We start from the raw sequence: 13,339 nt of genomic DNA on the forward strand, positions 1-13,339 counted from the left end.
GGAAACCGTTGCTTTTTTTCAAAACCTACCCTATATTTTGGCATATCTCATCGACCGTTGCGCCGCGCCATCGATTTCGCGATGTTTCCCCGATCGAGCTCTTCCCTGCATCTTCCTTCGACCCGTCAACCCCAACCCAAGAAGGAGGCCCGTATGACCCATCAAATCGAAGTCAGCGTCAAATGCCCCAACTGCGGAAAAAGTCTTATGAATTCCTCCGTTCTGGTGGACGATATGCCCTCGATCGAACTGGAGGCAACCATCGAGAACAAGAAAGGCCGCATCTTCCTGAGCCAGATCTACGGCAGCTACAACAAAATCTTCGACGATGTGGACGATGTCGCCAATGCCGTGGTGCAGTGCGCATGCCCGGCATGCCACAATCTTCTGCCGACCCAGAGGACCTGCTTCTGCAAGGCTCCCGTGGCCAGCGTGAACCTGGAGCTGGGCGGCGCCGTCAACTTCTGCACCCGAAACGGCTGCAAGGGCCACTCTCTGGAATTTGAAAATCCGGACGATGCCTTCAAGCTTTTCCTGGACAAGGACGAATCGCGGTACCTTTAGCGTCGCGGGGAAGGCGCGGCCGCATGGCGGCCTTTGGAGGGAGACCCACGCCCCGCGCAGGCGTGGGTCCGACGGGCAGGGCAAACACCGTCAGGCGGAAGCCTGTCCGACGCCGATCCCCGTGACGACGCCGTGGCACCGGCAGGCGGTGGAGACGAGAAACCTGCCGTCGCCTTTTTCCATGCTGGAGAGCAGCTCAAAAAGCTGGTCCGGGCGGTATCCGCCGACGCCGGGGCCCAGCTGGCAGCTTTGGATCACGACGGACTGAAAATCCTGGAAACGGATCTTTTCCAGGAGGCCGAACATGTCGGGTTTCCGCGGTTTTTCCGTGACGGTGCAGGTGAGGGCTGGCTCGGGGCAGTCGTCCGGGCAGAGAAAATCGGCATGGGTGACGTAGATGTCGCCGCCGGCGCCCCGCACGGGATTGGGCAGCAGGGCGTCCAGGTCGTCCGCCACGGGGATGCGGCGCCCGCGGTCTGCCAGACGTCCGAGGCACCACTCCGCCGCCAGATGGACGGGCAGTGCGGGAATGATCCAGTCCGGCGGGTCGGCCGGGTCGAGGCGCCGGAGGAGAAACGCGACCCCGTCCGTGTTCTCGAATGCGCAGCGGGGGTTCTCCACCGGAAAAAACCGTCGCTCATCCGGATCGACCACCACAAAGCGGGCGTCTTTTTTGATCTGGGAGAGGCGCTCCAGCGCGATCATGCCGAACCGGCCGGCGCCGATGATCCACACGGTTTCCCGTGATGGGGTCTTCTCTTTTTTCATCCTGATATCCTCCGTTAAAATGCCGGCCGCACAGGCTTCGCACGCCCCCGCTTGCCATAGGGTTCCATCTCGTGCGCCACTGCCGAAACCGCGATCCGAGTGTCTGCAGGGGCGGAAAAGGTCAGGGGCATCCTAAATTATTGCGGGTCCCGCGTCAATGGCAATGCAGGAAAGCCCGCCGCATGGGGCCGTTATGAGGGCTTGCCGCCGCCGGGCAAAAATGGTAACAGGCTCCGGGGGCCGCCGATCCGGAGGCGATTCCCCCAGCGGGATGTTGGTCTGGAAACCCTGTCAAGGCCCAAGGGTCAGAGGAATCGCCGTCCGGGATGAACCCCATCAACCGTGATACCGCACATCGCCTCGAATCGCTCTACCAGAGGATCAACCGCCGGGAATTCGTCCACCCCGATCCCCTGGAGTTCCTCTACGCCTATGAATCGGTCCGGGACCGCGAGATCGTCGCGCTCATCGCCTCATCCCTGGCCTACGGCCGCGTCGCCCAGATCCTGGCAAGCGTCCGGAAGATCCTCTCCGCCATGGGATCGAGCCCGGCGGATTTTCTCGCGGAGGAGGCCCCCGACCGCCTCGACACTGTCCTTTGCGGATTCAAACACCGCTTCGCCACCGGCGCCCACATCCGCGACATGCTTGCGGGCGCCGGGGCGATCATCGACCGGGACGGGTCGCTGTATCGGGGCTTCCTGCGGGGGTACAGGGCCGCGGACCCCACCATCGTTCCCGCCCTCGACCGATTCTGCCTGCGGCTCTCCGCCGCCGGGGACCCCGGCCACCTCATCCCCCTCCCCCGCCGGGGGAGCGCCTGCAAACGCATGAACCTGTTCCTGAGATGGATGGTCCGGTCGGATGCCGTCGACCCCGGCGGATGGCCCGGCATTCCCCTGTCCAAGCTGATCGTCCCCCTGGACGTCCACATGCACCGCATGGCCCTCCGCCTGGGCCTGACCCGCAGGAATGCCCTGGATCTCGCCACCGCCCTGGAGGTGACCGCGGGATTCTCGCAATGGGTCCCCGAAGACCCGGTGCGCTACGACTTCGCCCTCACCCGCCTGGGGATCCGGAGCGACATGACGGTGGAGGATTTTCTATAGCGTTTTCCGCATTCGAGCGGATTCCTCACCTCTTGGCCGTCGCCGCTTTCGGTTGTACTATCATAACTTTTATGATAGAATCGGGATATTCGATACACTGACGTAAATCCTCAAGCATGTCTCAACGGGAGAATGCATGTCCGACCGGCTGAAATTCGAGCGATTTATGTGGTTTCATACCCAGATCAAGCGGTCGCGGTTTCCCAACTCTATATCTCTGATCGATGCGTTCGAGGTGTCGTCGCGCACCGCCCAGCGGGACATCGAATTCATGCGCGATCGTCTGCATGCGCCCCTGGAATTCGACCGCTCAAAAAACGGTTATCGCTACACCGACGACACCTACGAAATCCCGGCGCACTGGATCAGCGAGGACAACATGATAGCCCTGGCTCTGGCAGCGCGGCTGGCCTCAACCATCCCCGATGCCGCCCTCAAGGAAGACCTTTGCCGCCTGATCGGACGGATGACAGACATCGGCCGGAAAACCGGCGAGTCCTGCATCGAAAGGATCAGCGACAAAATTTCGGTGAAAAACGTCGAGTATGCAAAGGTCAACGAAAAGTTTTTTCGCCTGACCGTCCGCGCGCTCTTTGACGACGGCCCTCTCCGGATCACTTACCACTCCCCCCACAGCAGCGCCACCACCGTCCGAACGGTGCAGCCGCTCCATCTCATGCACTACATGGGCAGTTGGCATCTGCTGGCCTGGTGTGCCGCCAGGGAAGCCATCCGCGATTTCGCCCTCTCCCGCCTGCTGGCGGTCGAGCCGGCAGAGGAGCCGGTGGATGTCCCCAAGGACCTGCCGCCGCTCAAGGAATACACCCGGCGCCATTTCGGCATCATGCAGGGCGATGCGACCCGCGAGGTGAGGCTCCGCTTCTCCCCCAGGATCGCGGCGCTCGTGGGCGAACAGGTCTGGCACCCGCAGCAGGAATCCCGGCTCAACCCGGATGGCGGTCTGCTCCTCAGCTTCCCCGCCGCCGACTTCCGCGAACTGGTCAAGGTCATCCTCGGGTATGGCGCCGAGGTGCGGGTGGTTTCACCCCCGGAACTGCAAACCCTGATCCGACAGGAAATCGACAAAATGAACAAAATATACGACCACCCTGACATTGGGTGACAGGGTGGGGGTGGTAGGGTGGGATTAGCGGAAAAGATGAAGGCATCTGATGGATGAGGAGGTTTTTTCGATGCATCAAAGAAACCCTGTGATTGCGTTTGCACATTCTAAACCAGACAAACCCTTCTCTGAATGGCAGCCCCTGGATTCCCATCTGCACGGCGTGGCTACCCTCGCGGGTAAGTTCGGCTCTTCGTTTGGCGCTTATTCATGGGCGTATCTTATCGGACTCTGGCACGATCTTGGCAAATTTTCGCCAGCTTTTCAAAGCTATATTCGAAAATCAAACGAAGCCCATTTAGAGGGAAAGCCCGGGCGGGTCGACCACTCCAGCGCCGGAGCTTTGCATGCCATTGATCGGTTTGAAAAACTGGGTCGAATCCTTGCGTACTGCATCTCCGGGCATCATGCCGGGTTGCCGGACTGGGAAAGCGAAACGTCGCCACAAGCCTCTCTCTCCTGGCGGCTAAACCGCAAAGAATTATTACTTGACGCAAAGGCTGGCGCCATTCCTTCTGTAACAACAGAAAATCAAATACCTACAGAAAAAGGGAAAGGCGGTACATCGCTCTCCCGATCGGTCTGGCTGAGAATGCTTTTCTCTTGCTTGGTGGATGCCGACTTTCTGGATACCGAGTCTTTCATGGACCCGGAAAAGACGGCTCAACGTGCCGGCTATCCCGCGATGGACGATCTGGCGCCGTTATTCGAAGATTATATGACGCAAAAACTGGCGAACGCCCCTGACACGAAGGTCAATCTCATCCGGGCTGAAGTATTGCAGGCATGCCGGGATCGGGCGGCCGACCCACCCGGATTGTTTACCCTCACCGTTCCCACAGGGGGAGGCAAGACGCTTTCTTCAATGGCCTTTGCCTTGAGGCATGCCGCTGTCCATTTGAAGCGGCGTATTATCTACGTCATTCCGTATACCAGCATCATCGAACAAACCGCAGACCAGTTCCGTTCGATTTTCGGAGAAGCCGTTCTCGAACATCATAGCAATCTGGATGTGGCAGACGTCGCCCGTGAAAATGCCCGCAGCCGGCTGGCATGCGAAAATTGGGATGCCCCGATCATTGTCACCACATCGGTCCAGTTCTTCGAGTCCTCGTTCGCCAGTCGAACAAGCCGTTGCCGAAAGCTCCACAATATCGCTGAGAGCATCGTGATCCTGGATGAGGCACAACTCCTGCCGGCCGATTTCTTGAACCCTGTCTTGGAACTCATTCGGGAACTACAGGTGAATTACGGGGTGACTTTTGTCCTCTCCACCGCGACACAGCCTGCCCTTGGCCCGCATAAGAGTATGGACTTCGATTTTATCGGTCTTCCAGGCCTTCGTGAAATCATCCCTTCTTCATTGAACCTTCATTCCCGCTTGCAACGCACCAGGGTCGAAGCCCTGGAAAACCTGTCGGTTCCGTTATCCTGGGACACCATTGCCGCGCGCCTGATGCGCCATGAAACCGTTCTGTGCGTTGTAAATCGTCGCGATGATGCCCGTATTCTTTGGGAAAAACTCCCACCAGGCACCATTCATCTTTCCGCACTGATGTGCGGGGCGCACCGCTCGGACCGCATTGCGGAAATCAAGAAAAATCTCTTATTGAAAGAACCGACGAGAGTGGTCAGCACCCAGCTTGTCGAAGCGGGGGTCGATCTTGATTTCCCCGTGGTCTATCGGGCGCTTGCAGGTCTTGATTCCGTGGCGCAGGCAGCCGGGCGCTGCAACCGGGAAGGCGGACTGGATCAGGGCACGGTGTATGTTTTTCAACCGGAAAGCCGAATACCGGCAGGTCACCTTCGCCAGGCAGCCGAAATCGGTCGTCAACTCCTCATGGACATAGAGGAAGACCCCCTTTCACCGGAAAGGTTCGAACAATTTTTCCGGACGTACTATTGGATGCGAGGCGACAGACTGGATAGGGAAAATATCATGTCATTACTTTACAACGACCGGGAGTTGCGGATCAGTTTTCGCACCGCGGCAGAGAAATTCAGGCTCATCGACGAGAGTGCCTATGCGTCGGTTCTTGTCCATTATGGCGAAAACGGCAGCAAGCTGATTGAAAAGTTACGGCGCCAAGGACCGGAACGTTGGATTCTGAGACAAGCACAACGGTATGTGGTCAATCTACCACGCCATGTCCATGGCCGGTTGTTGGCTGACGGGGCCATCGAGGAGATTCACCCGGGCATCTTTGTTCAGGGTCACGGTAATCTGTATGACAAGAATCTCGGTTTTTGCGTGGATCGCTCCATGATCTATGAACCGGATGAACTGATGATTTGAAGGAGAAAATATGAACGGAAACGGAAAACGAAGCGCTCCGTTCCGCCTCAAGGTCTGGGGGCGGAACGCCTGCTTTACCAGACCCGAAATGAAGGTGGAACGAGTGTCGTATGACGTAATGACGCCTTCGGCTGCAAGGGGTGTGCTTGAAGCCATCCTATGGAAACCTGCCATCCGCTGGCTGGTAGAGCGTATCGATGTCCTGGCGCCGATCCGTTGGGAGTCGGTTCGCCGCAACGAGGTGGGCAGCGTCATGTCTCCGCGTTCAAGCGGACTTTTCGTTGAGGAGCAGCGGCAGCAGCGCGCTGGACTGTTCCTGAGGGAAGTGGCCTACACAATTCATGCACGTCTTGAGATGACGGATAATGTTGGGCCGGAGGATAACCTCACCAAGTTTCAAGAAATGTTACTGCGGCGGGTGGAAAAAGGGCAATGCTTTCACCGACCCTATCTCGGTTGCCGCGAATTCGCCGCCGACTTTACCTTGATCCATCTGAACGAGGCATTGCCTGAGCCGATACCAGAAACCCGCGATCTTGGCTGGATGCTTTACGACATCCAGCACGACAACCGGGCGGACAGAGACCATGTGCATTGCTGCACCGAAGCCTGCCGCCCCTCTTTTTTCCGAGCGGAACTCAACAAGGGGATTTTGCATGTGCCAAGCTCAGATTCGGAGGAGGTGCGGCAATGATATTGCAGGCGTTGGCTTCATATTATGATCGCCTTGCAGAGGATGGCACCATAGCTCCGCAGGGATTCAAGCGCGTTGAGATTCCATTTATAATTGTCTTAAACATAAAAGGAGAATTTGTTGGGCTACAGGACACTCGTACACCGGCAGGGCGAAAAATGGTGACCCAATCGTTTGTTGTCCCCGAGGAACGACCGCGCTCTGGGTCTAAATCATGGAATACTGCAAATCTTCTTTGGGATCATTACGGCTATGTTTTGGGGTGGCCGAAATCAGAGAGCGAGAAAGACAAAGTGATGGCTCGCAAACAGCACGAAACATTCGTGGAAGAAACAAAAAATATTTCTAACCTTTGTAAAGAAGATTTATCAGTTAGAGCTGTTATGGAATTTATCTCTATCGACAATTTCGATGGTGTGTTCAATCATCCATCATGGAAGGACTGCATTAAAATTGCTGGCTGCAACCTAACATTCCAGATAGAGGGGCAGCAGGGACTAGTTTGTCAGAGAGATAGCATCAAGGCGCTTATTTCCGAAGGCACCATCTCCGAAAAGGATGATGAAGAGGGAGAATCTCTTTCAGATACTGAAGGGTTTTGCCTTGTTACTGGGCAGATGGGTTCGGTTGCTCGTCTTCATCCCCGTACTCCTATACCTGGCGCAAAGAGCAATGCCAAAATCGTTTCATTTCAGAAAAATATGGGGTTTGACTCGTATGGCAAATTGCAAAGCTACAATGCACCAACAAGTAAAAAAGCCGCTTTTGAATACACCACGGCGCTAAATGAGTTGCTTGCCAAGAAATCCAAACAGAAACTTTTTGTGGGTGATGCCACCACGGTATTTTGGGCCAAGCAAAAAAATGAGATGGAAGATTTCTTCGCCGACGTCTTTGGTGAACCTTCCAAGGAAAACCCGGCGCAAGCCACCAAAGCCATCCGCATCCTCTATGAAGCACCCAAGGCGGGTGCGCCGCCGATCACCGAAGACTACACGCCGTTTTTTGTGTTGGGGCTCGCTCCCAATGCGGCTCGTATAGCCGTGCGTTTTTGGCATGCAGGTACGGTGGGTGAAACGGCCCGGCATATTCTGCAACATTTCGAAGACTGCGCTATAGTACATGGGCCAAAGCAGCCTGAGTATCTCTCCTTGTTTCGTCTGCTTGTTTCCACCGCCCTACAAGGAAAATCGGAGAACATCCCCCCCAAGATCGCCGGTGAGTTCATGAAGGCAATTCTTACCGGCACCCCTTATCCGCAAACACTCCTGGCAGCGGTTATCCGCCGTTGCCGGGCGGAACGTGAAATCACCTATCCCCGAGCTGCGCTGATCAAGGCGATTTTAGTGAGGGCGGCAAGATTCTATCAACATCCAGAACAGGAGGCAGGTATGGCCCTGGACACAGGCAACACCAATATCGGATACCGACTTGGCCGACTCTTTGCCACGCTGGAAAAAATTCAGGAAGAAGCAAGCCCCGTTATCAACGCCACCATTCGCGACCGTTTTTACGGTGCGGCCTCCGGTACGCCGGTGGCCGCCTTTCCCCATCTGATGAAATTGAAAAATCACCACCTCGCCAAACTGGAAAACCGGGGTCGGGCCGTAAACTTGGAAAAGGTTATCGGAGAGATCATGGATGGCATTGTCGATTTCCCCACGCATCTTGCGCTTCAGGATCAAGGGCGCTTTGCGGTAGGCTACTATCATCAGCGTCAGGCCTTTTTCACTAAAATCGAAACCAATTGATTCAGCCCAAGGAGGCTACTGTTATGAGCAATCCCATCCAGAACCGTTACGACTTTGTGCTTTTTTTCGACGTACAAGACGGCAACCCCAACGGTGACCCCGATGCCGGCAACCTGCCCCGGATCGACCCGGAAACCGGGCATGGCCTCGTCACCGATGTGTGCATCAAGCGTAAGGTGCGAAACTTTGTTCAGTTAGAGAAAGGATGCGCCGCGCCTAATGACATATACGTTAAGGAAAAAGCCGTGCTGGGCCGTGCCCATGTCAAGGCGTTTAAAGAGTTGGGAATCCGACTTGGCGAGGAGTCCACTGCCCCGATTGAGAAAGGAGTTTACGAATGGCTTGAAGAGAACGGCACTCCGCCAGGGGTAACAGTTGAGGCTGATGAGGAAAACGGCACTTTTTCAATTATCGTCGCAGCCGATGCCGATAAAAAAGAAGTCAAAGAGTGGCTCAAGGATGCCAAACCCGCCAAGGTGATCAAGGATGCGATGAATACTGTCTTAAAGGGAGCGAAGTCCAGGCGCCCAAACGGCGAAGAGGTGGAACAGGGGAGAGTTAAAATGTGTCAGGATTATTACGACATCAGGACATTTGGCGGAGTACTCTCCCTCAAATCAGCACCGAATTGCGGCCAGGTTCGTGGGCCGGTCCAGTTCACTTTTGCCCGAAGTATCGACCAGATTGTGCCGCTGGAGCACAGCATCACCCGTATGGCTGTAGCCACCGAAGCCGAAGCTGAAAAACAGCAGGGCGACAACCGGACCATGGGCCGGAAATTTACGGTTCCCTATGCCCTTTACCGCTGCCATGGTTTCATTTCAGCGCCTTTGGCTGTCCAAACCGGGTTCAACGAATATGATCTCGAATTGTTCTGGCAGGCAGTCATCAATATGTTCGAGCATGACCGCTCCGCAGCCCGCGGTCTGATGAGCAGCCGCAAGCTCTTCGTTTTCAAGCATGACAACAAAATGGGCAATGCTCCGGCCCACAAGCTCTTTGATCTGATTGACATCAAGCGTGCGGAAGGGTCCACCGGCCCGGCTCGTTCGTTTCATGACTATACGGTGAGTATCGGTGCCGTTCCGTCTGGCGTTGCCTTGGAAGAAAAATTGTGAAAAATAATATATCTTTGGCGCTGTATAAGGGATTGCTTCTCTATGGCATCACCCCAAGAACAACAGGAGCCCTCAACGTCCAACCACGGCACCGTCGTCCTCTACCAAACCGAAGACGGGCAAACAACCCTAGATGTTCACCTTCAGGAAGAGACCGTCTGGTTGACCCAGGCTCAGATGGCCGATTTATTCCAACGGGACCAATCGGTTATTTCCAGGCATGTGAACAACGTTTTTAAGGAAGGGGAATTGCCGAGGGAAAGCAATATGCAAAAAATGCATATTCCTTCCTCGGACAAACCCGTTGCCCTTTACAACCTCGATGTCATCATCTCCGTCGGTTACCGGGTGAAATCGCAGCGCGGCACGCAGTTCCGCATTTGGGCCACCTCGGTGCTGAAAGACTACCTGGTGCGAGGCTATGCTCTCAATCATCGGCGGCTCGCAGAAAAGGGAGTTGAGGAGCTGCACGGGGTGCTGGACCTGCTGGCCGACACCCTGGAGCAACACCAGCTCGTGGACGAAACCGGGCTGGCGGTGCTTCAGCTGGTCCGGAGGTACGGCCAGAGCTGGAAACTGCTGCTGCAATATGATGAAGACAGGTTGCCCCTGCCCGCAGCCATCCATCGCGGTACGGGCGTTCAATTCGATCTTGCGGTTGTCCGCCGGGGGATTGCATGCCTGCGGGATGAACTGGCGAACCGGGGCGAGACCACCGATCTGTTCGGTCGGGAGCGCGGGGAGAGCCTGGCGGCGATCCTTGGCGCAATCCACCAGACCTTCGGCGGCCTGGACCTCTATCCAAGTATCGAGGAAAAGGCCGCCCACCTCCTCTATTTCGTCATCAAGGACCACCCCTTCAGCGACGGCAACAAGCGGATCGGCTCGCTGCTGTTTCTGCTCTATCTGCAGGCAAACGGTCTGATCGATACCGTCCGTATCGACAACAAGGCCCTGGTTGCTCTTGCCCTGCTCATCGCCGCATCCGATCCGGCCCAAAAGGCGCTGATGATCCGGCTGATCGTCAATCTGCTTGGCTGCGACATGACCCAAAACAGGGAGGAGGTTCCCCGTGCATGATCCCTTGGTTCACCAGAACGAAGACCGCTTGCCGCCGGCCGAGGCAATCCGCCATGACGAGGTCGATCTGGTGATGATCTCCGCCCTGCAGCATTACCTGTTCTGTCCGCGCCAGTGCGCACTAATCCACATCGAACAGCAGTGGCTGGAAAACCGGTTGACCGCCGAAGGCCGCATCCTCCATGAGCGGGTGCACACCAGCGGGCGGGAGTCGAGGCGCACGCTTCGGGTGGAATACGATGTGCCCATCCGATCCCTGCGGCTTGGGGTGGCGGGCCGAGCCGATATTGTCGAATTTCACCTGAGGGAAGACGGCTCATGGCGGCCCCTCCCGGTGGAGTATAAGCGCGGCCGTCCGAAAAAGGACGACACCGACCGGGTGCAGCTCTGCGCCCAGGCCGTCTGCCTGGAGGAGATGCTGGGTTGCTCCGTGCCCGAGGGCGCCTTCTATTACGGTGAAAAAAAGCGGCGATCCGGTGTGGCGTTCGACGCACCCTTGCGGGAAAAGACGGCACAGACGGCAGCAGCGGTGCACGCTCTGCTTGCCGAGGGCAGGACGCCGCCGCCGCATTATGAGGCCCAATGCGAGAGCTGTTCGTTTCTGACGCTCTGTCTGCCCAAGGTGGCAACCAAAAAGCGGGTGAAGCGCTATCTGCAGAAAATGGTGGCGGTATGAAAAAGCATCTCAACACCCTGTTTGTCACCACCCAGGGCGCCTATCTGGCCAAGGACGGCGAGACCGTGGCGGTCCGGATCGATGGCGGGGTAGCCCTGCGGGTCCCGCTCCACACCCTGGCTTCCATCGTCTGCTTCGGCAATGTCGGGTGCAGCCCGTTTTTGATGGGGTTCTGCGGCGAGCGCGATGTGGGCTTGAGTTTCCTCACTGAAAACGGTCGGTTTCTGGCGCGGGTGCAGGGACCGGTTTCGGGCAATGTGCTGTTGCGGCGGGAGCAGTACCGGCGGGCCGACGATCCGGCCTTCTCCGCCGCGGTGGCGGGCGCCTGCGTTCTCGGCAAGGTGGCCAACAGCCGGACGGTGCTGCTGCGGGCGCTCCGCGATCATGGCGATAAGGTGGATGCGCCGGCGCTCCAGGAAGGCATCGACCGGCTGGGAGCCGCGATCAGGCGGTTGCAGGGAGAATTGGCGCTGGACGAGGTGCGCGGGGTGGAAGGTGATGCGGCCCGCGTCTATTTCAACACCTTCGACCATCTCATCATCCGTGACAAGGACCATTTCTTCATGCGCCGGCGCAGCCGCAGGCCGCCCCTCGACCGCATCAACTGTCTGCTTTCCTTCCTCTATACCCTGGTCGTCAACGATATGCGCTCCGCGCTTGAATCAGTGGGGCTTGATCCGGCGGTCGGTTATCTCCACCGGGACCGTCCCGGTCGTGCCGGGCTGGCCCTCGATCTGATGGAGGAGTTCCGGCCCATGGCGGATCGGCTGGCCCTGTCGCTGGTCAACCTGGGCCAGTTGCAGCAGGGGGATTTTGCCGTCAGCGACGGTGGCGCGGTTCGAATGAGCGACACGGCCCGCAAAACCTTGCTGGTAGCCTATCAAAAACGAAAACAGGAGGAAATGGTGCATCCATTCCTGGAGGAGAGGATGTCGCTGGGTCTGTTTTTTCACACCCAGGCCCTGCTCTTTGCCCGCTACCTGAGGGACGAGCTCGACGGCTATCCGCCGGTGATCTGGAAATAAGGGAAGGTGCAGCCATGATGGTACTGGTCAGCTATGACGTGCGTACAAGCGAACCCGGTGGTGCCAGGAGGCTGCGACGGGTGGCCAGGGTGTGCCGCAATTTCGGCCAGCGGGTCCAGTTTTCAGTGTTCGAGTGCATGGTCGATCCGGCGCAGTGGACCAGGATGCGCCAGTTGCTCATCAATGAGATCGATATGGATGCCGACAGTCTCCGTTTTTACTTCCTCGGGGCCAATTGGCGGAACCGGGTGGAGCATGTCGGCGCAAAGGAAAGTGTGGACCAGGAGGGTCCGCTGATTGTGTAAACAGGTCCGCGAACCGTCGGCAACCAGCAACCTGCGGGAGCTTCGCGAAGCTTGCTGGTACACGGATTGCCGGATATATGGGCTGAATGGGGAGGTGAACGAGACAGCCCTCAACAGGAGTTCGCGGAAAACGTACGAAAAACTGATTTGTCACGAATGGTTACGAATCAGCGGTCGCCCCCCGCGCGGGGGCGTGGATTGAAACCGGCGGCGGGACATCCGGAGTCGGAAGCGCCATTGGGTCGCCCCCCGCGCGGGGGCGTGGATTGAAACAGTTTCGGGATCTCGTTCGAGGCTCCATGAACCTGTCGCCCCCCGCGCGGGGGCGTGGATTGAAACCTGATGGACCGGCCATGGATTTACACGGCGATAAGTCGCCCCCCGCGCGGGGGCGTGGATTGAAACCCATTCCTTGGCAGCGTACCGGGCGGCCCCCGGGTGTCGCCCCCCGCGCGGGGGCGTGGATTGAAACTTCTTCTTGAGCTGCTGCGGGTCTTTCGTCTTGGGTCGCCCCCCGCGCGGGGGCGTGGATTGAAACCTTACCGACAGGCTTCCGCCCCTTCTCCTCGGAGTCTCCCCCCGCGCGGGGGCGTGGATTGAAACACCGCAATCGACATAGACCGGCATGCCAATTTCGAGTCGCCCCCCGCGCGGGGGCGTGGATTGAAACTCTTCAGCCTGGGCGCGAAGATCCCGATAGGCTTGTCGCCCCCCGCGCGGGGGCGTGGATTGAAACGGCCTGTGCCGCGCTGTCTTCGACCGATTTATTGCGTCGCCCCCCGCGCGGGGGCGTGGATTGAAACTTGTGGCCATAAAGACAGCGAGAATCC

Annotated in this window: 12 protein-coding genes and 1 CRISPR repeat array; of the genes, 11 read left to right on the forward strand and 1 reads right to left on the reverse strand. The window is 57.7% G+C overall.

Annotation, left to right across the window (positions count from 1 at the left end; translation table 11 throughout):
• Positions 1–153 precede the first annotated feature (153 nt).
• The gene (locus ACEW8N_RS16290) at positions 154–564 is read left to right on the forward strand and encodes a hypothetical protein (protein ID WP_373500904.1); all 411 of its coding nucleotides are present in this window, start codon (positions 154–156) and stop codon (positions 562–564) included.
• Positions 565–654: 90 nt separating this feature from the next.
• Here the strand turns inward: ACEW8N_RS16290 and ACEW8N_RS16295 are convergent, their stop codons facing one another.
• Positions 655–1,332 carry a potassium transporter gene (locus ACEW8N_RS16295; RefSeq protein WP_373500905.1) on the reverse strand — a complete coding sequence of 226 codons (678 nt, stop codon included), beginning with the start codon at positions 1,330–1,332 and terminating at the stop codon, positions 655–657.
• Positions 1,333–1,658: 326 nt separating this feature from the next.
• Between ACEW8N_RS16295 and ACEW8N_RS16300 the strand changes: the two genes are divergently transcribed.
• From ACEW8N_RS16300 to cas2, 10 genes are all read left to right on the forward strand, one after another.
• Complete coding sequence (locus ACEW8N_RS16300) at positions 1,659–2,441, forward strand: TIGR02757 family protein (RefSeq protein WP_373500906.1); 783 nt, start codon at positions 1,659–1,661, stop codon at positions 2,439–2,441.
• 136 nt (positions 2,442–2,577) lie between these two features.
• On the forward strand, positions 2,578–3,564 hold the full coding sequence (locus ACEW8N_RS16305; RefSeq protein ID WP_373500907.1) for a helix-turn-helix transcriptional regulator: 987 nt from the start codon (positions 2,578–2,580) through the stop codon (positions 3,562–3,564).
• A 70-nt stretch (positions 3,565–3,634) separates the two neighbouring features.
• Positions 3,635–5,860 carry a CRISPR-associated endonuclease Cas3'' gene (locus ACEW8N_RS16310; protein WP_373500908.1) on the forward strand — a complete coding sequence of 742 codons (2,226 nt, stop codon included), beginning with the start codon at positions 3,635–3,637 and terminating at the stop codon, positions 5,858–5,860.
• 10 nt (positions 5,861–5,870) lie between these two features.
• Positions 5,871–6,554, forward strand: a complete 684-nt coding sequence (gene cas5c / locus ACEW8N_RS16315; RefSeq protein ID WP_373500909.1) for a type I-C CRISPR-associated protein Cas5c — start codon at positions 5,871–5,873, stop codon at positions 6,552–6,554.
• On the forward strand, positions 6,551–8,305 hold the full coding sequence (cas8c, locus tag ACEW8N_RS16320; RefSeq protein WP_373500910.1) for a type I-C CRISPR-associated protein Cas8c/Csd1: 1,755 nt from the start codon (positions 6,551–6,553) through the stop codon (positions 8,303–8,305). The genes cas5c and cas8c overlap by 4 nt, the downstream gene beginning before the upstream one ends.
• Before the next feature lie 23 nt (positions 8,306–8,328).
• Positions 8,329–9,423 carry a type I-C CRISPR-associated protein Cas7/Csd2 gene (gene cas7c / locus ACEW8N_RS16325; RefSeq protein WP_373500911.1) on the forward strand — a complete coding sequence of 365 codons (1,095 nt, stop codon included), beginning with the start codon at positions 8,329–8,331 and terminating at the stop codon, positions 9,421–9,423.
• Between the two features lie 267 nt (positions 9,424–9,690).
• Entirely contained in the window at positions 9,691–10,503 is an 813-nt protein-coding gene (gene rhuM / locus ACEW8N_RS16330) for a RhuM family protein (protein WP_373500912.1), read from the forward strand.
• The gene (cas4, locus tag ACEW8N_RS16335; RefSeq protein ID WP_373500913.1) at positions 10,496–11,179 is read left to right on the forward strand and encodes a CRISPR-associated protein Cas4; all 684 of its coding nucleotides are present in this window, start codon (positions 10,496–10,498) and stop codon (positions 11,177–11,179) included. The genes rhuM and cas4 overlap by 8 nt, the downstream gene beginning before the upstream one ends.
• The gene (cas1c, locus tag ACEW8N_RS16340; protein WP_373500914.1) at positions 11,176–12,204 is read left to right on the forward strand and encodes a type I-C CRISPR-associated endonuclease Cas1c; all 1,029 of its coding nucleotides are present in this window, start codon (positions 11,176–11,178) and stop codon (positions 12,202–12,204) included. The genes cas4 and cas1c overlap by 4 nt, the downstream gene beginning before the upstream one ends.
• A 14-nt stretch (positions 12,205–12,218) precedes the next feature.
• Positions 12,219–12,509, forward strand: a complete 291-nt coding sequence (gene cas2, locus ACEW8N_RS16345) for a CRISPR-associated endonuclease Cas2 (RefSeq protein WP_373500915.1) — start codon at positions 12,219–12,221, stop codon at positions 12,507–12,509.
• 173 nt (positions 12,510–12,682) lie between these two features.
• A CRISPR array of direct repeats spans positions 12,683–13,312; the repeat unit is 32 nt; unit sequence GTCGCCCCCCGCGCGGGGGCGTGGATTGAAAC.
• The last annotated feature ends 27 nt before the right edge of the window (positions 13,313–13,339 follow it).

This window comes from Desulfococcus sp. (assembly GCF_041737845.1).
In the GTDB taxonomy this organism is placed as follows: domain Bacteria; phylum Desulfobacterota; class Desulfobacteria; order Desulfobacterales; family Desulfococcaceae; genus Desulfococcus.

What these genes read in the sequence shown, in the direction of transcription:
- ACEW8N_RS16290 (WP_373500904.1), top strand. Translation starts at nt 154, where the DNA reads ATGACCCATCAAATCGAAGTCAGCGTCAAATGCCCCAACTGCGGAAAA.
- ACEW8N_RS16295 (WP_373500905.1), bottom strand. Translation starts at nt 1,332, where the DNA reads ATGAAAAAAGAGAAGACCCCATCACGGGAAACCGTGTGGATCATCGGC.
- ACEW8N_RS16300 (WP_373500906.1), top strand. Translation starts at nt 1,659, where the DNA reads ATGAACCCCATCAACCGTGATACCGCACATCGCCTCGAATCGCTCTAC.
- ACEW8N_RS16305 (WP_373500907.1), top strand. Translation starts at nt 2,578, where the DNA reads ATGTCCGACCGGCTGAAATTCGAGCGATTTATGTGGTTTCATACCCAG.
- ACEW8N_RS16310 (WP_373500908.1), top strand. Translation starts at nt 3,635, where the DNA reads ATGCATCAAAGAAACCCTGTGATTGCGTTTGCACATTCTAAACCAGAC.
- cas5c (WP_373500909.1), top strand. Translation starts at nt 5,871, where the DNA reads ATGAACGGAAACGGAAAACGAAGCGCTCCGTTCCGCCTCAAGGTCTGG.
- cas8c (WP_373500910.1), top strand. Translation starts at nt 6,551, where the DNA reads ATGATATTGCAGGCGTTGGCTTCATATTATGATCGCCTTGCAGAGGAT.
- cas7c (WP_373500911.1), top strand. Translation starts at nt 8,329, where the DNA reads ATGAGCAATCCCATCCAGAACCGTTACGACTTTGTGCTTTTTTTCGAC.
- rhuM (WP_373500912.1), top strand. Translation starts at nt 9,691, where the DNA reads ATGCAAAAAATGCATATTCCTTCCTCGGACAAACCCGTTGCCCTTTAC.
- cas1c (WP_373500914.1), top strand. Translation starts at nt 11,176, where the DNA reads ATGAAAAAGCATCTCAACACCCTGTTTGTCACCACCCAGGGCGCCTAT.
- cas2 (WP_373500915.1), top strand. Translation starts at nt 12,219, where the DNA reads ATGATGGTACTGGTCAGCTATGACGTGCGTACAAGCGAACCCGGTGGT.